The sequence below is a fragment of the Azospirillum rugosum genome (genome assembly GCF_017876155.1).
GTDB classification, from domain to species: domain Bacteria; phylum Pseudomonadota; class Alphaproteobacteria; order Azospirillales; family Azospirillaceae; genus Azospirillum; species Azospirillum rugosum.
Genome location: NZ_JAGINP010000022.1, coordinates 145,305 through 162,600, shown reverse-complemented (window position 1 = coordinate 162,600; position 17,296 = coordinate 145,305). Strand labels below are relative to the sequence as shown.

At 70.5% G+C, this 17,296-nt stretch carries 16 protein-coding genes; 9 read left to right on the top strand and 7 right to left on the bottom strand.

Annotated features, from left to right (window positions below):
• Window positions 1-231: 231 nt before the first annotated feature.
• Both J2851_RS26620 and cobA read left to right on the top strand, forming a co-directional pair.
• On the top strand, window positions 232-2,826 hold the full coding sequence (locus J2851_RS26620) for a nitrate reductase (protein ID WP_307420234.1): 2,595 nt from the start codon (window positions 232-234) through the stop codon (window positions 2,824-2,826).
• The gene (gene cobA, locus J2851_RS26615) at window positions 2,801-3,745 is read left to right on the top strand and encodes a uroporphyrinogen-III C-methyltransferase (RefSeq protein WP_209770093.1); all 945 of its coding nucleotides are present in this window, start codon (window positions 2,801-2,803) and stop codon (window positions 3,743-3,745) included. Before J2851_RS26620 ends, cobA begins: the two co-directional genes overlap by 26 nt.
• Window positions 3,746-3,813: 68 nt before the next feature.
• Here the strand turns inward: cobA and J2851_RS26610 are convergent, their stop codons facing one another.
• A complete protein-coding gene (locus J2851_RS26610) occupies window positions 3,814-4,572 on the bottom strand; it encodes a C40 family peptidase (protein WP_209770092.1) in 759 nt (252 codons plus the stop codon).
• 114 nt (window positions 4,573-4,686) lie between these two features.
• On the opposite strand from J2851_RS26610, the gene J2851_RS26605 reads away from it, so the two are divergent.
• A complete protein-coding gene (locus J2851_RS26605) occupies window positions 4,687-5,595 on the top strand; it encodes a hypothetical protein (protein WP_209770091.1) in 909 nt (302 codons plus the stop codon).
• Between the two features lie 6 nt (window positions 5,596-5,601).
• On the opposite strand, the gene J2851_RS26600 is transcribed toward J2851_RS26605, so the two are convergent.
• Both J2851_RS26600 and J2851_RS26595 read right to left on the bottom strand, forming a co-directional pair.
• Window positions 5,602-6,624 carry an SIS domain-containing protein gene (locus J2851_RS26600; RefSeq protein WP_209770090.1) on the bottom strand — a complete coding sequence of 341 codons (1,023 nt, stop codon included), beginning with the start codon at window positions 6,622-6,624 and terminating at the stop codon, window positions 5,602-5,604.
• A 195-nt stretch (window positions 6,625-6,819) separates the two neighbouring features.
• Window positions 6,820-8,916, bottom strand: a complete 2,097-nt coding sequence (locus J2851_RS26595; RefSeq protein WP_209770106.1) for a YgiQ family radical SAM protein — start codon at window positions 8,914-8,916, stop codon at window positions 6,820-6,822.
• A 384-nt stretch (window positions 8,917-9,300) separates the two neighbouring features.
• Between J2851_RS26595 and J2851_RS26590 the strand changes: the two genes are divergently transcribed.
• The 3 genes from J2851_RS26590 to J2851_RS26580 are packed head-to-tail and all read left to right on the top strand — an operon-like array spanning window position 9,301 to window position 10,419.
• Window positions 9,301-9,600 (top strand): hypothetical protein, encoded by a 300-nt coding sequence (locus J2851_RS26590; RefSeq protein ID WP_209770089.1) that lies wholly within the window; start codon window positions 9,301-9,303, stop codon window positions 9,598-9,600.
• Window positions 9,597-10,208, top strand: coding sequence for a ferritin-like domain-containing protein (locus J2851_RS26585; protein WP_209770088.1), 612 nt, complete (start codon window positions 9,597-9,599; stop codon window positions 10,206-10,208). Before J2851_RS26590 ends, J2851_RS26585 begins: the two co-directional genes overlap by 4 nt.
• A 52-nt stretch (window positions 10,209-10,260) precedes the next feature.
• Window positions 10,261-10,419, top strand: coding sequence for a hypothetical protein (locus J2851_RS26580; protein ID WP_209770087.1), 159 nt, complete (start codon window positions 10,261-10,263; stop codon window positions 10,417-10,419).
• Between the two features lie 104 nt (window positions 10,420-10,523).
• Here the strand turns inward: J2851_RS26580 and J2851_RS26575 are convergent, their stop codons facing one another.
• Window positions 10,524-12,359, bottom strand: a complete 1,836-nt coding sequence (locus J2851_RS26575; RefSeq protein WP_246500940.1) for a tetratricopeptide repeat protein — start codon at window positions 12,357-12,359, stop codon at window positions 10,524-10,526.
• 522 nt (window positions 12,360-12,881) lie between these two features.
• On the opposite strand from J2851_RS26575, the gene J2851_RS26570 reads away from it, so the two are divergent.
• The 3 genes from J2851_RS26570 to J2851_RS26560 all read left to right on the top strand — a co-directional run bounded on the left by J2851_RS26570 (window position 12,882) and on the right by J2851_RS26560 (window position 14,128).
• Window positions 12,882-13,472, top strand: coding sequence for a YcbK family protein (locus J2851_RS26570; protein WP_209770085.1), 591 nt, complete (start codon window positions 12,882-12,884; stop codon window positions 13,470-13,472).
• Between the two features lie 201 nt (window positions 13,473-13,673).
• Entirely contained in the window at window positions 13,674-13,868 is a 195-nt protein-coding gene (locus J2851_RS26565; protein WP_209770083.1) for a hypothetical protein, read from the top strand.
• Window positions 13,869-13,903: 35 nt separating this feature from the next.
• Window positions 13,904-14,128, top strand: coding sequence for a hypothetical protein (locus tag J2851_RS26560; protein ID WP_209770081.1), 225 nt, complete (start codon window positions 13,904-13,906; stop codon window positions 14,126-14,128).
• Here the strand turns inward: J2851_RS26560 and J2851_RS26555 are convergent.
• The 3 genes from J2851_RS26555 to uvrC form a co-directional block, all read right to left on the bottom strand.
• Window positions 14,086-14,478 (bottom strand): hypothetical protein, encoded by a 393-nt coding sequence (locus tag J2851_RS26555; RefSeq protein ID WP_209770079.1) that lies wholly within the window; start codon window positions 14,476-14,478, stop codon window positions 14,086-14,088. The genes J2851_RS26560 and J2851_RS26555 overlap by 43 nt on opposite strands.
• A 77-nt stretch (window positions 14,479-14,555) precedes the next feature.
• Complete coding sequence (locus J2851_RS26550; RefSeq protein WP_209770078.1) at window positions 14,556-14,765, bottom strand: hypothetical protein; 210 nt, start codon at window positions 14,763-14,765, stop codon at window positions 14,556-14,558.
• Between the two features lie 452 nt (window positions 14,766-15,217).
• Window positions 15,218-17,068 (bottom strand): excinuclease ABC subunit UvrC, encoded by a 1,851-nt coding sequence (gene uvrC / locus J2851_RS26545; protein WP_209770077.1) that lies wholly within the window; start codon window positions 17,066-17,068, stop codon window positions 15,218-15,220.
• Window positions 17,069-17,296: the final 228 nt, after the last annotated feature.

The following is a 17,296-nucleotide window of genomic DNA, read 5'->3' as shown; positions in this document are numbered from 1 at the left end:
CCCGCCCCCCCCCCCCGACCCCCCCCACACCCCCCCCCCACGGTTTACCCCCCCCCCCCCCCCCCAACCACCCCCCCCCCCGGGGGGGGGGGGGGGGGGGGGGGGCCGCCCCTTGTCGGGGGACCGGTGCGTTCGGCAACGGCTGGACCCCCTCACCCTAACCCTCTCCCCAGAGGGGAGAGGGGACAAACCGTCCGCACCACCTGCCCCTATTGCGGGGTGGGCTGCGGGGTGCTGGCGACGGTGGAGGAGGATGGCTCCGTCGCCGTGCGCGGCGACCCGGAGCACCCCGCCAACCGGGGGCGCCTCTGCTCCAAGGGGTCGAACCTGCCGGACACGCTGGGGCTGGGGGAGCGCCTGCTCCACCCCACGATCGACGGCCGGCGGGTCGGCTGGGAGGAGGCGATCGCGGCGGTGGCCGGGCGGCTGTCCGACACCATCCGGCAGCACGGGCCGGACTCGGTCGCCTTCTACGTCTCCGGTCAGCTCTTGACCGAGGATTATTACGTCGCCAACAAATTGGTGAAGGGATTCCTAGGAACCGCGAACATCGATACGAATTCACGCCTATGTATGGCGTCGAGCGTGGCGGGGCACAAGCGCGGCTTCGGGGCGGACGCGGTCCCGGTAACCTACGAGGATGTCGAGCTTGCCGACCTGATCGTGCTGGTCGGATCCAATCTCGCGTGGTGCCATCCGATTCTCCATCAACGTGTGCTCGCAGGAAAAGAAGCGCGCGGAACGCGCATCGTCGTCGTGGATCCGCGCCGCACCGCCGCGGTGGACGGGGCCGACCGGCATCTGGCGCTGAAGCCCGGCACCGACGCGACGCTGTTCAACGGCCTGCTGGTTTATCTGGCCGACGCCGGCACGCTGGACGCCCGCTTCGTCGCGGAGCACACCGCCGGCCTGAAAGACGCGCTGGACGCCGCCCGCGCCGACGCGCCGTCGCCGGACCATGTCGCCGCCGTCTGCGGCCTGCCGGTGGAGGAGGTCGCCGCCTTCTACGCTGAATTCGCAACGACCAGCCGCGTTGTCACCGTCTATTCCCAGGGCGTGAACCAGTCGTCCCAGGGAACCGACACGGTCAACGCGATCCTGAACGTGCATTTCCTGACCGGCCGCATCGGCGCGCCGGGCATGGGGCCCTTTTCCGTCACCGGCCAGCCCAACGCCATGGGCGGGCGGGAGGTCGGCGGGCTCGCCAATCAGCTTGCCGCGCACATGGGGTTCGAGCCGGAGTCCGTGGACCGCGTCCGCCGCTTCTGGAACGCGCCGACCCTGGCCGCCAAGCCCGGCCTGAAGGCGGTGGACCTGTTCCGCGCCGTGGAGGACGGCACGGTGCGCGCCGTCTGGGTGATGGCGACGAACCCCGCCGTCAGCATGCCCGACGCCGCCCGCGTGCGCCGCGCGCTGGCCAAGTGCGACACCGTCATCGTCTCCGACTGCATCGCCGACACCGACACCGGGCGCCTTGCCCACATCCGCCTGCCCGCGGCGGGCTGGAGCGAGAAGGACGGCACGGTCACCAACTCCGACCGCACCATCTCCCGCCAGCGGCCCTTCCGCCCGCTCAGCGGCGAGGCGCGGCCCGACTGGTGGATCATGACCCAGGTCGCGCGCGCCATGGGCTTCGGCGCCGCCTTCCCCTACGAGACGCCGGCCGACGTGTTCCGCGAGCACGCCGCCCTGTCCGGCTTCGAGAATGACGGGGCCCGCGCCTTCGACATCGGCGGTCTCGCGTCGATCTCCGACGCTGAATTTGAAACGCTGTCCCCGGCACCCTGGCCGCGGCGGGTTGGCGGGGAGCCGACGCGGCGCCTCTACACCGACGGGCGCTTCTTCACCGCGGACGGTCGGGCGCGCTTCGTGCCGGTGACGTCGCGTCCCCTGCCCCGCGCCGTGATGCCCGGTTCGCTGATCTTGAACACCGGCCGCCTGCGCGACCAGTGGCACACCATGACGCGCACCGGCCTGTCGCCGCGCCTGTCCTCCAACGCGCCGGAGCCCGTCCTGGACGTCCACCCCCGGGACGCGGAGGCGCGCGGCCTGACCGACGGCGGGCTCGCCCGCATCGCGACGCCAGTGGGCAACGCGCTGGCCCGCGTCCGCGTGACGGAGGCGCAGCGTCCGGGCGAAGCCTTCCTGCCCATGCACTGGACCGACCGCTTCACCGGCTCCTGCGTCATCGGCCGGCTGATCGACGACACCGCCGTGGATCCGCTGTCCGGCCAGCCCGACCTGAAGCGCATGCCCGTGACGGTCGAGCCCTACTCCGCCGCCTGGACCGGCTTCCTGATCGCCCGACAGCCGGTGGAGCCCACCCATGGTGGCTACTGGGCCCGCCGTGCCGTTCCCGGCGGTCACCTGATCGAGCTGGCCGGCGATGGCGCCCTGCCCTCCTCCGACGACTTCACCTTTGACCTCAACGGGGCGACGGTCGATTACAGCGACGGCGCGCGCGGCGTGCTCCGCCGTGCCTGGCTGACCCACGACCGGCTGGAGGCCTGCTTGTTCCTGTCCGCGTCGGGCGGGCTGCCCGGCCGCGGCTGGCTGGTCGACCTGCTGTCGGCCGAGGCGATGGACGCGCCCGCCCGCCGCGCCCTGCTCTCCGGCCGCTCCCCGGTGCCGGTGGTGGACGAGGGGCGGACGGTTTGCTCCTGCTTCGGCGTGGGCATCACCCGCCTCGTCGCGGCGATCCAAAGCCAGCGGCTGACCACGGTGCAGGAGGTCGGCCAAGCCCTGAAGGCCGGGACCAACTGCGGATCCTGCATTCCCGAGATCAAGGAGATCATCGCCGATGCCCAGCGCAGCAACGTGGCTTGATGCCGGTCTCCGCTCGCCGGAGCGCAAGCGTTTCAACTTCATCGTGGCCTTGCGCGAACGGATCGAGTCCGTCCTTCGCCCCCGTACGGCCCGGCGCGTCGCCCGCGCGATCCCGGACGTCTCCGGACGCCGGCCGCACGTCACGCTGGTCGGGGCCGGGCCGGGTGATCCCGACCTGCTGACCATCGCCGCGGCCAAGGCCATCGCCCAAGCCGAGGTGATCCTCTACGACCATCTCGTCGGCGCCGGGATCCTCGATCTGGCGCGGCCGGGGACGGAGCTGGTTTGCGTCGGCAAGCGCTCCGGCAAGCATTCGCACGGGCAGGAGGCGATCAACGCGCTGATCGAGGCCCACGCCCGCACCGGGCGGCGTGTCGTGCGGCTGAAGGGCGGCGACCCGATGATCTTCGGCCGCGCCGGCGAGGAGATCGAGCATCTGGAGGCGGCGGGCATCTCCGTCTCCGTGATCCCCGGCATCACCGCGGCGCTCGGTTGCGCCTCCAGCGCCGGCATCTCCCTGACCAAGCGCGGCGTCTCGCGCGCCGTGACCTTCGTCACCGCCCATGCGCGGGAGGGCGACGCGACCGAACCCGACTGGGCGCGGTTGGCCGACCCGAAGGGGACGCTGGCGATCTACATGGGGCGCGACCAGGCCCGGCGCGTCGGGCGCGGCCTGACCGCGGGCGGCCTGCCCGCCGACACGCCGGTGCTGGCCGTGGAGAACGGCTGCCGCCCCGACGAGCGCCACCACTGGACCACCCTGGGCGCCATGGCGGAGCACGGCGTCCCGGCGGGCGACGGCCCGACCCTGCTGATGGTCGGCGACGCGCTGGGCGTGCGGATGCCGGAGGACGCGCGATCCAGCGCAGCGATTCACCACAGAGGCACAGAGACACAGAGAATGGTTGTTTCTCGTTAGCCGGAACGGTGGGGCGCTTCGAAAAACTCTGTGTCTCCGTGTCTCTGTGGTGATCTCCCAGCGCTGCGTTACAAAGCCGGCCGCCGCACGCCGGTGATGCGCTCCGCGCGGGCGGCGACGTCGGACAGCGGCTCGGTCACTACGGACATGGTGAAGACGGTGGCGTGCAGCAGTGTGGCGCCGTCCAGCATGATCCCGACATGGCCGGGGAAGAAGACGATGTCGCCGCGCCGGTAATCGACTCCCTGCCCGTCCTCCGACAGCATCGGCCCCAGCCGGTCGTCGTTGCGCTGGAAGCCGCTGGAATGCCGGGTGACGATCCCGGCGGCCTGCAACGCCACCTTCACGAGGCCCGAGCAGTCGATGCCGAATCCGCTCCGCCCGCCCCAGACATAGGGCGTCTCCAGGAAGCGCAGGGCGGTCTCCACGGGGGCCGTGTCCAGCGGCCGGGCGACCGGCTCCAGCTGCTTGCCGAAGACCCACAGCCCGTCGTCCAGCCGACACCAGCCGGCCTCGTTCTCCTCCGCCACTGTCACGAGGCTGCCGAAGCTGAGGGCCGTGACCGGCACCGCCTTGTGGGTGGGACCGGGGTGCAGGTTGGCCGTCCGGCCGCGGACGCGGTGGGTCGGGGCGGTCGGCTCGGCGTGCGCGGTGCCGGGCGCAAGCCAGCCGGTGTAGCCGTCGATCCGGCACTCGACCTTCAGCCAGTCGCCCTCGCGGTCGAGGATGGTGAAGGTCTCGCCGAACAGGAGTTCGCTGGTCTGGGGGACGCCGTCCCGTGGCTCTTCCAGGAGAACGGCGTGGGGGGTCTTAATCTGGCGGATCATGGGGGCTACGCTAGTTCCGGCATGGCCTGAAAGCAAGCCTGGGGGCCAATCACCGCAATCCTCCGGAAGCCTCAGCTTTGCTATGGACTTGCTCCTGCACGACAGGAGGAGGCTATGGCGAACCGTTCGTTGCGAATGGTGCTTGCGGGAACCGCGGGTGCTTGGATTCTGGCCGGGGCCGGACTGGCCCAGGCCGCACCGCCCCACTGCGAGAACATCACCGTCGACGACCTGCGCCAAGCCTGCATCGAGCGCGTCGCCCGTTGCGAGCCGCTGAAGTCGGCCGCCGAGCGCGACGAGTGTTACCGTGGACGGAAGGCGGCGGACGTTGGTGCTGCGAGCGGCCCGATCCGCCTGACGCCGAACGCCGGCTCCGCCCCGGCCAAGGCATCTCCCGCCCCCGCTCCCGCCGCTCCGGTGGTGGCCGCTCCGACCCCTCCCCCGCCATCACCCCCGCCGCAGGCGCAGCCCCCGGTTCCGGCTCCGGTCCGGATCCAGGCGGCTCCTCCGGTGGTGGTGCGGCCGGGTCAGCCGCCCGCCGCGCCCGCGCCTGCGCCCATCCCGCAGCCGGCCGCCAAGGCTGACCCGGCCCAAAATCCCCAGCCGCAGCGCCTGCCCGTGGAAGCGCCCAAGGCCGTCCGCCCTGCCCCGACGCCAGCTCCTGTTCCCGCGGCGGTGACGGCCCCTCCCCGCCCCGCGCCCGGCGACGGGATGGACGCGGTGCGCGGCTTCTACGAGGCGCTGGCCCAGGCCGACGGGGCGCGGGCCAACGGCTTCATGGTGCCGGAAAAGCGCAACAGCGGCGCCTACGAGGTCGGCTCCATGAGCCGCTACTACGCGAACATGCGCGAGCCGCTGCGCCTGATCTCCGCCGAACCGATGGGCACGGACGCCGCCCGCGTGCGCTACCACTACGTCTACGCCAACGGCCGGGTCTGCGACGGCGCCGCTGAGGTGTCCCTCTCCCGCCGCGACGGCGGGCGCCCGCTGATCGAGCGCATCCGTGCGCTGAACGGCTGCTGATGCCTCCTAGACCGTCCGCGTGACCTTGCTCAGGCTCGGCGGACGATCGGGGTCGAGCCCGCGGGCGAGTGCTGTGTCCGCGGCCAGCGGGTAGAAGGCCTGCGCCGCCATCATCGGATCCAGCATCGGGTGCAGCGGCGCCGGCAAGGGCAGGGCCGTGTGGGCGAGGTCCAGCGCCTCGGCCACCGGGGAGGCCACCATCAGGTGGGCGCCCTGCCCGCGTAGGCGCCTCGCCAGTTCCAGCACGCCGGGCAAGGTCGCGTCCGGCAGAGCGACCAGCAGCACCGGAAAGCCATCGTGCACCAAGGCCACCGGGCCGTGCAGCAGGTCCGCCGCGCTGAGCGCCTCCGCGTGGAGCGTGCAGGTCTCCTTCAGCTTGGTCGCCATCTCCTGGGCCACGGGAAAGCCATAGCCGCGCCCAACCACCAGCAGCGATCGCGCGTCACGCAGAATTGGTAACGCCGCCGACCAGTCGCAGGCCGCGGCCGCACGCAAGCGGTCGGGCAGGGCGGTCAGCGCCGTTGCAAGCTCTGCGTCGGGCCGCCAAGCGGCCACCAGGGACGCGGCGGCGGATAGGCTGCACAGGAAGCTCTTGGTCGCTGCGACGGAGCATTCCGGCCCGGCGTGCAGGGGCAGGCACCGTTCCGCGGCCCTGGCGAGGGGAGAGTCCAGCTCGTTGACCAGCGCCAGCGTGAGGGCACCGTCGTCACGCGCCCGTTCCACCACGGTGACGAGGTCGGGGCTCTCGCCCGATTGCGAGATGGCGAGGACCAGCGAGTCCTTCAGGCGCAGCCGCGCGCCGTACAGCGTGACCGCGGATGGTGCCGCCGGTGCGGTGACGACGCCGAGCGACGTCTCGAACAGGGCGCGCGCATAGGCGGCGGCGTGGCCGGAGCTTCCGCGCGCGACGGTGACCGCGAAGGCCGGCGGCCGGGCGCGGAGGAGCGTTGCAAGATCAGCGTAGGCTTGGCCGTTCGCGCGGAGCTGCGCCGCGATGCGGTCGGGGGCGGAGAGGGATTCGGCGCGCATGAGGGCGCCGGGGTGTTGAGGAGTTTCTGAATCGGTCACGCGTGCCCCCACCCTAACCCTCCCCCGCTGCGCAGGGGAGGGGACTGCCGCCGCTTGCCTTCTGAGCCCTCCCCTGCGCAGCGGGGGAGGGAGGGGACCCACGCAAAGCGTGGGGAGGGTGGGGGCAACCGTAGCAGAATCACCGCCTTATGGCGATCACCCCCGCCGCGCCCCCGGTTTGCCCGGTCCCGGCCTGCCCCCTCCCGGCTTCCCGCCCCCCTGCACCGTCCGCCGGCCCTTGCCAGCCTGCTGCGTGAAGAAGCTCTTCCCCGGTGCCGGCTTCTCCGCTTTCGCGCCACCGCCCGTGGGCTGCCACGCCGGGACCAGCTGGTGCTCGGCCGGGCCGATCAGGTCGGTGCGGCCCATGCGTTTCAGGGCGTCGCGCAGCACCGGCCAGTTCTCCGGGTCGTGGTAGCGCAGGAAGGCCTTGTGCAGGCGGCGTTGCTTCAGCCCCTTGGCCGAGAAGACCTCCTCCGAGCCCTCGCGGCGGATCGGGCGCAGCGGGTTGTGGTCGCTGTGGTACATGGCGGTGGCAAGCGCCATGGGCGAGGGCAGGAAGGTCTGCACCTGGTCGGCCTTGAAGCCGTTCCGCTTCAGCCACAAGGCGAGGTTCATCATGTCCTCGTCCGTGGTGCCGGGGTGGGCGGCGATGAAGTAGGGGATCAGGTACAGCTTCTTGCCGGCCGCCTTCGCCGCCTTCTCGAACATCTCCTTGAAGCGGTCGTAGGTGCCGATGCCCGGCTTCATCATCTTGGACAGCGGGCCGGTCTCGGTGTGCTCCGGCGCGATCTTCAGGTAACCGCCGACATGGTGGGTCACCAGCTCCTTCACGTATTCCGGGCTGCGGACGGCGAGGTCGTAGCGCAGGCCAGAGGCGATGTTGATCTTGCGCACGCCGGGGATGGCGCGCGCCTTGCGGTAGAGCTGGATCAGCGCGCTGTGGTCGGTGTCCAGGTTCTTGCAGATGTCCGGATAGACGCAGGACGGGCGGCGGCAGACCTTCTCGATCTCCTTGTCCTTGCAGGCCATGCGGTACATGTTCGCGGTCGGCCCGCCCATGTCGGAGACGACGCCGGTGAATCCCTTCACCTTGTCGCGCATCTCCTCGATTTCCTTCAGGATCGACCCCTCCGACCGGCTCTGGATGATGCGCCCCTCATGCTCGGTGATGGAGCAGAAGGAGCAGCCGCCGAAGCAGCCGCGCATGATGTTGACCGAGAAGCGGATCATCTCCCACGCGGGGATGCGCGCGTCGCCGTAGGACGGGTGCGGCGCGCGGGCGTAGGGCAGGCCATAGACGCCGTCCATCTCCGGCGTGGTCAGCGGGATCGGCGGCGGGGTCAGCCACAGCTCCTTGTCGCCGTGGCGCTGGACCAGCGCGCGGGCGTTGCCGGGGTTGCTCTCCTGGTGCAGCGTGCGCGAGGCGTGGGCGTAGAGCAGCTTGTCGGCGCTGACCTGCTCGTAGCCGGGCAGGCGCACGACGGTGCGGTCGGCACCGGCGGCGCGCGGGGTGGCCGGGGTCAGCTCGTCGATGCTGCTGCTGTCGATGACGGTCCAGCCCTCCGGCACCGCGTTGCGGATGATGGCCGTGCCGCGGATGTCGTCGATTTCCCGCGCCTTCTCCCCCGCGGCGATGCGGCGGGCGACGTCGACGATGGCGCGCTCCGCGTTGCCGTAGCAGAGGATGTCGGCCTTGGCGTCCACCAGGACGGAGCGGCGGACCTTCTCGCTCCAATGGTCGTACTGGGCGATGCGGCGCAGCGACGCCTCGATGCCGCCCAGCACGATGGGCACGTCCTTGTAGGCCTCGCGGCAGCGCTGGCTGTAGACGATCACCGCGCGGTCCGGGCGCTTCCCGCCCTCGTCGTTCGGGGTGTAGCTGTCGTTGTGGCGCAGCCGGCGGTCCGAGGTGTAGCGGTTCACCATGCTGTCCATGTTGCCGCCGGTCACGCCGAAGAACAGGTTGGGCTTGCCCAGCGCCTTGAACGGCTCCGCACTGCTCCAGTCCGGCTGGGCGATGATGCCGACGCGATAGCCCTGCGCCTCCAGCAGGCGGCCGATGATGGCCATGCCGAAGCTGGGGTGGTCCACATAGGCATCGCCCGTCACCACGACGATGTCGCAGCTGTCCCAGCCCAGCCGGTCCATCTCCGCCCGCGTCATCGGCAGGAAGGGCGCCGGCTTGTGCGCGCCCTTCCGAAATTCCGGGGCCCGGAACTTCGGGTGGGAGAAGATGTCCGCCGCCGCCGGCATGACGGTGTCCGCCGGAGCGTTGGCCGGGGCGTTGGTTGCGAGGGTGGCGTTGAGCATGACGCTGTCCGTTCGGGCCGCCGGGGCGGCCGTGCTGCGTGAAAGGGTGCCGGTCATAACGGGTCTCACCCGCGATGTCCCGCCTTTGGCCCTCAGTCCCTACGGAACCGCCCGGGTGCGGTCAAGGATTGCCTGAGCGGCGGGGTCAACATTCTGCATGGCCTTATGAACGCGATCCGATGAACGCGACCCTGATGAACGCGACTATGTGTGCAGGCGGGTCGGCACAGACAAGGTCCACCAAACCCTTTCCGCGGAACGGGCCGTCGGGGCGTGCTGTTGGGACGGAAAGACACACTGTTCCGACCACAAGCGAGGAGGCCCGGCATGAGCCCCGACAAGCGGCACGGCGACCAGCGCGACGAACCGCTCGACATCCGATCCACGCGCGAAGGCCTATCCGTCGACGAGGAGAAGGCCGGTTTCCAGAACGTCGAGGGGCCGGGCGCCCGTCCCGGCGAGCGGAGCCTGTCCGTCGGTGAAGGCAGTCCGGAGGCCCGCGCGCTCGACGCCGGGAACGAGGAGCCGGAAGACCTCGACGTCGGTCCCGGCGTGGATTCCGCGACGACCGGCAGCGTCCACGCGCCGACGACCAACGCCGGCAAGCAGAAAGATGATCGGCGATGATGCGGCTGATGCCCGGCTCCGCGGTGAACGACCTGAACGTTCCGGACCCGGCGGCGTTGCAGGCGGAGCTGACCGACCTGCTGCAGCTGGAACACGACGCCCTGCCCGCCTACTCCATCGCCATCGCGTCGCTGCGCGATCCGGTGCTGCGGGACGACCTGCGCGCCCACCGCGCCGACCATGAGCGGCATGTGGAAGCGCTGTCGGCGCTGATCCGCGACCGCAACGGCATTCCGTTGCTGTTGCCGCACGTGCCCACGGGCTTCTTCAAGCTGGCGGTGCAGGCGGCGGGTGCGCCCGGCGGCGACCGGGCCGTTCTGCTGGCCTTCGTGTCGAACGAATGGCAGTCGCGGGAGAAATACGCCCGCCACGCCGCCCGTCCGCACGACCCGGAGGTGGCCGCGGTGCTCCGCCGTCACGCCGAGGACGAGGAACGGCACTACGCCTGGGCGCGCGACGCGCTGGACGTCATGGGCTGCGGGTCCGACACGATGGTCGGGATGATGGCCAACGCCTTCTCCCGCTTCCATGGCACGACCGCCGACGCGGTGGAGGGCGCGGGTCGGCTCGCCCTGGAAACGGTGATGCGGACCCTGCGCGCCGCGTGAGCGTTGACCCCAGATCACAACGACTGCGGCCAAACACTTGTGGAGGGATTGAATGAGCGACAAGCCCCAGGCTGAGTCCCCGCGCGAGGACAAGACCCGGACTCCCGGTGACGGGACGCTTCAGGACGCCACCCCGGCTGGCCTGTCGGCCGAGGAACTGCGCAAGCGCGCGGAGGATGACGACAGCTCCGCCCAGCCCGGCACCGGCTGAGCGGCGTCATCATACGACGTCGTATGAGAAAACCCGTTCCACGAAAAAGCCCGGCGACGCGGTGTCGCCGGGCTTTTTCCATGGAGCATCGGAACCGGGTGCCGTCAGCGGGCCAAGCCCAGCACCGCGAAGCTGCTGCGGATGGTGGCGTCCAGGTCCGGGGGGAGGGGGCGGTTGCGCTGTTCGCGGGCGGAGCGCTCGGCGAAATCGGGGTCGGCGGCCAGCGCCTTGGTGGCGGCCTCCCGCGCCTCGTCCATCCGGCCCGACTGCACGAAGGCCACCGCCAGCGCCACCTGGGCCGGTGCCGCGCTCGTCACGTCGCCGCGCACGGTGCTCGCGCTGTCGGTGCTGCCGTCCTGCGGGCCGCCGACGCGCTGGCGCGCGACGCCGTAGGCGGGCAGGAGGCGGCCGGCCTGCGACGGATCGCGTTCCATGGCGTGGTCCATCAGCGCCATGCCGCGCAGCGGGTCGCCGGCCTCCACATGCCACAGGCCGAGGTCGCCCAGCACCTTGGGATCGTCCGGCGCCAGCTTCAGCGCCTTGTCGCCGGCGGCGAAGCACAGGTCGTACTGGCGCCGCAGGCAATAGGCCGTGTAGAGCGCGGTCAGCGGGCGCAGGCCGTTCGGCGCCAGTTCCGTCGCCCGCGTCGCGGCGGCCAGGGCGCGCTCCAGCGTCCGGTTCCCGGCGGGGCTCCCCTTCCCGTTGCCGCCCGCCTCCGCTTCGAAGCGATGTTCGTCGGCGTGGAGGTAGGAGACGGCGGACCACAGCCGCGCGGCTTCGTTGGTGCTCAGGCCCCGGTCGGACGCGCCCTTCTCAAGGCATCCGTCCAGGGCCCGGCGCTCCTCCGGGCCGTGGTTCCGCCGCTCGGTCGCCAGGAAGGCGCATTCGCGGGGCAGCAGGGCCGTCGCGGGCTTCGCCCTCAGCCGGGCGGACACCGCCTGGATCAGCGGCCCCTGCGGGTTGGTCAGAGGGGCGGTGATGCCCGCGGCGAGCGTCTGGACCAGGGCCGAGGCCCCGTGGGCCTGCGGCTGCTCGAACCGTTCCGACCACAGGACGTCGCCGGTCGCCTCATCCGTCAGGTGGACGATGACGCGGGTGTGCCCATCCCCCTCCTGCAAACTGCCGGCGAGGCGCAGATCCTGGCCGCCGGCCGCGGCGGTGCCGTCGGCCCGCGTCGGTTCCAGGCGGATGGGAAGCTCGGTTTGCGCGGTCAGGGTGCGCACGATCTCGTCCGTCAGCACCGACGCCAGCGCGGCCGCCTCGGTGTGGGAGCCAATGGTGCGGAACGGCGCGATGGTGACGCCGGTACCGTGCGGTGTTCCCACCGCGGCGAGGGCGCGGTCCGGCGTTGGGTGCTTGGGCACGGCCAGCGCCACGGGATTCTCGGACCCTGCGCCGGACGGCATGGCGACGCCGTAGAGAGCGCCACCGGCACCGAGCACCGCCAGGATCGCGAGGCCGGTGGCAAACACCGGGTGCTTCGCCGGCCAGCGCCGGGCCATCGGCGCCGTTGCCGATGGGGCAGGGCAGGCGGGGGGCGGGGCGGGCTGGGGGACCGGCTCCTCCTCCGGCGTCAGGCCGGTGGGTTCGAAGCGGGGAACGTAGCCGCCCTTCGGCACGATGATGCGGATCGCGTCGTTGCGTCCGGCCGTGAGGTAGTAGTGTTCCAGGCTGCGCCGCAGGCGCCCGGCCTCCAGCCGCACGATGGGATCGGATTGCGGGTCGAAGCTCGGCTCGCGGTTGAAGACGCTGACCGCGATGCTGTAGGCCTTGATCTGCTGGGTGCGTCCGGCCAGGCACTCCTCGACCACATAGCGCAGAAACCGCCGGTTGCGCTCCGAGGCGTCGAAACGGTCGCTGGCGAGGATGCGCGCGAGCTGCGCCCGGATGGCGGTTTCGTCCGGAGTCCAATCCTGCGCAGGGGGGGCGCCCTCGATCATCCAGTCGTCTCCCGAAGACATTTCATGATTCAGGGCAAGACTCAGGAAACCCTTCGGCCGATGTGGTGTGCTTCGGACGGGCGGCATTCTTCCATCACGAATCCTGGCTGTCTACCATTCGTCTGTGTCTATGCTGACCGTTACTGCGAAAAAAGTTGATCTATCCATTTGTATGAGTTTTCAACTCATCCTAAATATCTAATACTCATCTGTGCGTGGTAAAATCCCCCCTGATTGGCCGGGGCTTGCCAGACGGTACGTTACCGTATCCACCTTGTCGGACGCGGCTCCCGCGGGTGAAGAGCGTTGCCCGACGCCGCAGGTTGGAAACGTCGTGGCGGTTCGCCCGCTCTCCATTCAATCCCCATGACCGTTGGGCCGGCGCCGGCCGCAGGGCCGGGACGCCCGCAAGGCCAGACGGTCAACCACGCGTGGCGGTGGCGGTGATGGATTTGGGACGGATGCCGACGATTTGCGCGTTTCCCTGTTGCGGCATCGGTGAACCAACTGGCCGGTGAGTCCATGCCCCCTGAAAATTTCCTCCGCATTCCCTCTGTTCTGTCCACTGGCGGACCCCAGCCGGGCCTCTCGCGCCGCGGCATTCTGGGGCTCGGCGCCGTGGTCGCGCTTGGCGTGACCGGCAGCCGTCCGGCCGCCGCCTGGGAGCCCGAGCCGGAACGGGCGGTGCGGCTCTACAACTGCCAGACCGGCGAAAGCTTCAGCGGTGTCTATTGGGCCGAGGGCCGTCCGGTGGCCGAGGCGCTGGCGCGCATCGACTGGGTTCTGCGCGACCACCACAGCGACGTCTGCCGCCGCATCGACCTCGCCCTGCTCCACCGGCTTTGGGAGATGCAGGAGAAGCTGGAGAGCACAAAGCCCTTCGAGGTCCTGTCGGCCTTCCGGTCCCTGGACACCAACCGCCACACCAAGGGGGCCGCGGCGGCCAGCCTTCATGTGCAGGGCAAGGCGGTGGACCTGCGGCTGTCCGGGCGGCGGACGGCGGACCTGTACCGCTGTGCCTTGTCCTTCGGCGATGGCGGGGCGGGCTGCTATCCGCAGCGCAACTTCGTCCATGTGGACACGGGCCCGACCCGGCGCTGGGTGGGGGCGTGACGCAACCGATCGGGGTAGGAGGCCGCTCGGTCTTTCTACCGATGGGCTGTAGGCCGTTGGCCCGGTTGTGCGGCCGGTGGAGGCAGGGCACCATATCCCAAAAAAGCAGACATCGCTCTTTGGGAGGAGCCCATGCTGACCCCTTGCGACAAAGCCACTCCCATTTCCGGGGGCTTTTCGACGCTGATGGACCGCGCGCAAATGGCACAGGCCCGGACGCTTGCGGGCTGGATTACGCTGATCGCCGAGGACCGCGGCCTGGACGAACGCGGCGTCGCCGAGATCACCAGCCTCGACGTCGAAGACGTCCGGGCGATCCTGGGCGGCGCCGTCTTCCTGCTGCCGCTGACCACGCTCGACCGGGCGCTGCGCCGCCTGGAAGGGCGCCCGCACTGAGTTCCGCCTTCCCCGACCTTGGAACGGAGGACATCATGCACAGCAAATCCCGCGGCCAGTCCGCTGAACAGCTCCGCCGCCACAAGCGCGACGCCATCAGCCGCATCCGCCGCGCCGCCGACCAGCACGGCCTCGACGCCGGCGACATCGCCCGCATGACCGGCGTGGCCCCGGGGCACGCCCGCGCGATCCTGTCCGGCTTCGGGGACACGGTGCCTCAGGCCGCCTTGGACCGCACCGCCCTCGGCTTGCCGGACTGAGCCTTGGCCGATTGAGCTTTGGCCGCTTGGGCGGGCGCGGTCGTCCGTCCGGCGTCGGGCTTGGCCATCGTCGCGGCGGTCTGGCGCCGAGGCTTGGGAGCAGTCGCCTTCGGTGCTTCCCGCTCCTCCGGAGCGGGAGCGTCGGGAATGGCGGACAGCGCCGCGGCGAAATCCGGATGGGCGCCGACCGTGCGATAGCGTCCATCCGCGTCGCGCGCGAAAGCGGTCCAGGCGCCATCGGCGTGATGGACGCGCCCGATCTCGTCCTTGGTGCGTCCGCTGGTAATCCGGATGCCGGGCGGTGGCGCCTCGGGTTCCGGTGGTTTCAGAAGTTCTGCTTTTGTTCTCATAACGGCCATCCTACCGGAACGAAAACGGCGGCGCAACCCGTGCGCCGCCGCTTTTTCGTCACCGGAGGAAGCGTCGGTCAGGCGACCGCGAGCACGTCCAGATAGACGTTCGCCGGCTCGGACAGGTGGATGCGGTAGAGCATGCCCATCTGGTCCACGATGATGTTCGCGACCGGGTTCTTGTCGGCCATGTCGGCGACGGCGGCGCGGACGTTGCGCGGCAGGCTGTCGAGTTCGATCTCGCGGTAGCCGGTCTTGTCGGAAAGCTTGATGGTCTTCTGGCCCATGGTCAGGCGCCTTGCTCGGTGTCGGTCTGTTGCGGTGCGGCGCAAGATGGGCGCGGCCGGTTAAGGAAACGCTAAGCATGTTTGCCGCCGGTGCAGCCCTGCTGCGCGTCACCCGCATTGGTGTCTCCGGAATATTCCCGCTGAGCAAAAAAGAAGCCGGCCGGCAGGAAACTGCCGACCGGAAGTTGCGGGGACGGGAGGCAAAGAAGACGGATCGGAAAGGGTGGATGCTGGCTGGTCGGCGGAGGGCTCCATGTGTTCGATGAGGGGACAATAAGCGGACACCGGGCCGGGCGCTGTGGACTGGGTCACAGGGTGGGATGATTTGTGGGGAAGGGTCGCGTTGGTTTGCCCCCTCCCCGACCCTCCCCCGCTCTCGCGGGAGAGGGAGAACAGCCCAAGTCCCCTCCACCGCGAGAGCGGGGGAGGGTTAGGGAGGGGGCAACCGCACCCTACCCGTGAAAGAACTCGTACACCCGCCGTGCCACGGCGGCGCTGATGCCGGGGGCCAGCTCCAGATCTTTCAGCCCCGCGGCGGCGACCGCGGTGGAGCTGCCGAAATGGTGCAGCAGCGCCTTCTTGCGCGCCGGGCCGATGCCGGGGATGCCGTCGATGCGGGTGTGCTCCATGGCCTTCAGGCGGCGGGTGCGGTGGGCGTCGATGGCGGTCTTGTGCGCCTCGTCGCGCAGCCGTTGCAGGAAGTAGAGCACCGGGTCGTTGGGCTCCAGCCGGAAGGGCTCGCGGTCCGGCAGGAAGAAGCGCTCGCGGCCGGCGTCGCGGTCCGGACCCTTGGCGATGGCGGCGAGCGCCACGCCCTCGATGCCCAGCTCCGCCAGGACCGCGCGCGCGGCGTTCAGCTGCCCCAGACCGCCGTCGATCAGGACGAGGTCGGGCCACTGGCCGTCCTTGCGCTCCGGATCCTCCTTCAGCGCGCGGCCGAAGCGGCGGGTCAGCACCTCGCGCAGCATGGCGAAATCGTCGCCCGCGGCGGCCGGGTCCTTGATGTGGAAGCGGCGGTAGGCGTTGCGCTGGAAGCCCTCCGGCCCTGCCACGACCATCGCGCCGACCGGGAAGGCGCCCTGGATGTGGGAGTTGTCGTAGATCTCGATACGGGTGGGCAGGCCGGGCAGGCCGAAGGCGCGTGCCACGCCGGCCAGCAGCTTCCCCTGCGCGGAACGCTCCGCCATGCGGCGGCCGTGCGCCTCGCGCGCGTTGGTCAGGGCGTGCTCGACGACGCGGCGCTTGGGGCCGCGCTGCGGGACGTCCACCTCCACGCGGTGGCCGGCGTTCATGGTCAGCGCCTCGGCCAGCAGCGCGCGGTCTGGGATGTCGTGGCTGAGCAGGACGCGCTGCGGCGGGGGCGTGTCCTCGTAGAGCTGCGCGGCGAAGGCGGTGAGGATCGCCGTTTCGTCTTCATCGTGGTCATGTTTCGGGAAGAAGGCCCGGGTGCCCTGGTTGCGCCCGCCGCGGAAGAAGAAGGCCTGAACGCAGGCGGTTCCGCCCTCCGCGTGGACGGCCAGCACGTCGGCGTCCTCCAGCACGTTCTCCAGGTTGATGTCCTGTCGGCTTTGCAGCGCGGTCAGCGCGCGGATGCGGTCGCGCCAGCGCGCGGCGTCCTCGTAGGCCAGTCGGTCGGCGCAGTCCATCATGTGGCGGGCGAACTCCTCCTGCACGGCGGCGCTGCGACCGCTCAGCACGTCGCGCACACCCTGCATCTGGGCGGCGTACTCTTCCGGCGTGACGCGCCCGACGCAGGGGGCGGAGCAGCGCTTGATCTGGTGCTGAAGGCAGGGGCGGGTGCGCGACGTGAAGGTGGCGTCGTCGCAGGTGCGCAGCAGGAAGGCGCGCTGAAGCGCCGCGATGGTCATGCCGACCAGGGCGGGGGAGGCGTAGGGGCCGAACAGGTCGCCCTTGCGGCGGCTGCCATTGCGGTTCGCGCTGCCGCGGTGGTGCATCAGCCGCGGATACTCATGCCCCTGGCCCAGAACGATGTAGGAAAAGGACCGGTCGTCCTTCACCAGCACGTTGAAGGGCGGCAGCAGCGTGCGGATGAGGTTCGCCTCCAGCAGCAGCGCCTCCGCCTCTGTGTGGGTGGTGACGAACTCCATGGAGCGGGTCAGCCCGACCATGCGCCGGGTGCGGTGCGGCAGCCCCTCGGTCCGGGTGTAGCTGGCCACCCGGCGTTTCAAGTTCTTCGCCTTGCCGACGTAGAGGATGCGCCCGTCCGCCCCGATCATCCGGTAGACGCCGGGGGTCGCCGGCAGCGTCGGCAGGGTGGCGCGAATGACCGCCGTTCCGTCCATGAGCCCTCTCCTGGTGCATCAACCAAGAAGGGCCGCAAGGAAGCAGGGGAACGAAACGTGGACCAGAGACAATGTTGGGGTATTGGAACGAATTTCCCCGAAGCTCCCTCTCCCTGCTCCGCAGGGAGAGGGAAGGGGCCCACGAAGTGGGAAGGTTGAGGGCTAAGATTCTCGGGAAGACCTTGCCCTCACCCTCCCGCGGCATGGCCGCGGGTCCCTCCCTCTCCC

Coding starts and splice junctions, on each gene's coding strand:
- J2851_RS26610 (WP_209770092.1), bottom strand. CDS start 4,572: ATGATCCGCCAGATTAAGACCCCCCACGCCGTTCTCCTGGAAGAGCCA.
- J2851_RS26555 (WP_209770079.1), bottom strand. CDS start 14,478: ATGAGAACAAAAGCAGAACTTCTGAAACCACCGGAACCCGAGGCGCCA.
- J2851_RS26595 (WP_209770106.1), bottom strand. CDS start 8,916: ATGCCGGCGGCGGCGGACATCTTCTCCCACCCGAAGTTCCGGGCCCCG.
- J2851_RS26585 (WP_209770088.1), top strand. CDS start 9,597: ATGATGCGGCTGATGCCCGGCTCCGCGGTGAACGACCTGAACGTTCCG.
- J2851_RS26605 (WP_209770091.1), top strand. CDS start 4,687: ATGGCGAACCGTTCGTTGCGAATGGTGCTTGCGGGAACCGCGGGTGCT.
- J2851_RS26580 (WP_209770087.1), top strand. CDS start 10,261: ATGAGCGACAAGCCCCAGGCTGAGTCCCCGCGCGAGGACAAGACCCGG.
- J2851_RS26570 (WP_209770085.1), top strand. CDS start 12,882: ATGCCCCCTGAAAATTTCCTCCGCATTCCCTCTGTTCTGTCCACTGGC.
- J2851_RS26550 (WP_209770078.1), bottom strand. CDS start 14,765: ATGGGCCAGAAGACCATCAAGCTTTCCGACAAGACCGGCTACCGCGAG.
- J2851_RS26600 (WP_209770090.1), bottom strand. CDS start 6,624: ATGCGCGCCGAATCCCTCTCCGCCCCCGACCGCATCGCGGCGCAGCTC.
- J2851_RS26590 (WP_209770089.1), top strand. CDS start 9,301: ATGAGCCCCGACAAGCGGCACGGCGACCAGCGCGACGAACCGCTCGAC.
- J2851_RS26575 (WP_246500940.1), bottom strand. CDS start 12,359: ATGATCGAGGGCGCCCCCCCTGCGCAGGATTGGACTCCGGACGAAACC.
- J2851_RS26565 (WP_209770083.1), top strand. CDS start 13,674: ATGGCACAGGCCCGGACGCTTGCGGGCTGGATTACGCTGATCGCCGAG.
- J2851_RS26560 (WP_209770081.1), top strand. CDS start 13,904: ATGCACAGCAAATCCCGCGGCCAGTCCGCTGAACAGCTCCGCCGCCAC.
- uvrC (WP_209770077.1), bottom strand. CDS start 17,068: ATGGACGGAACGGCGGTCATTCGCGCCACCCTGCCGACGCTGCCGGCG.
- cobA (WP_209770093.1), top strand. CDS start 2,801: ATGCCCAGCGCAGCAACGTGGCTTGATGCCGGTCTCCGCTCGCCGGAG.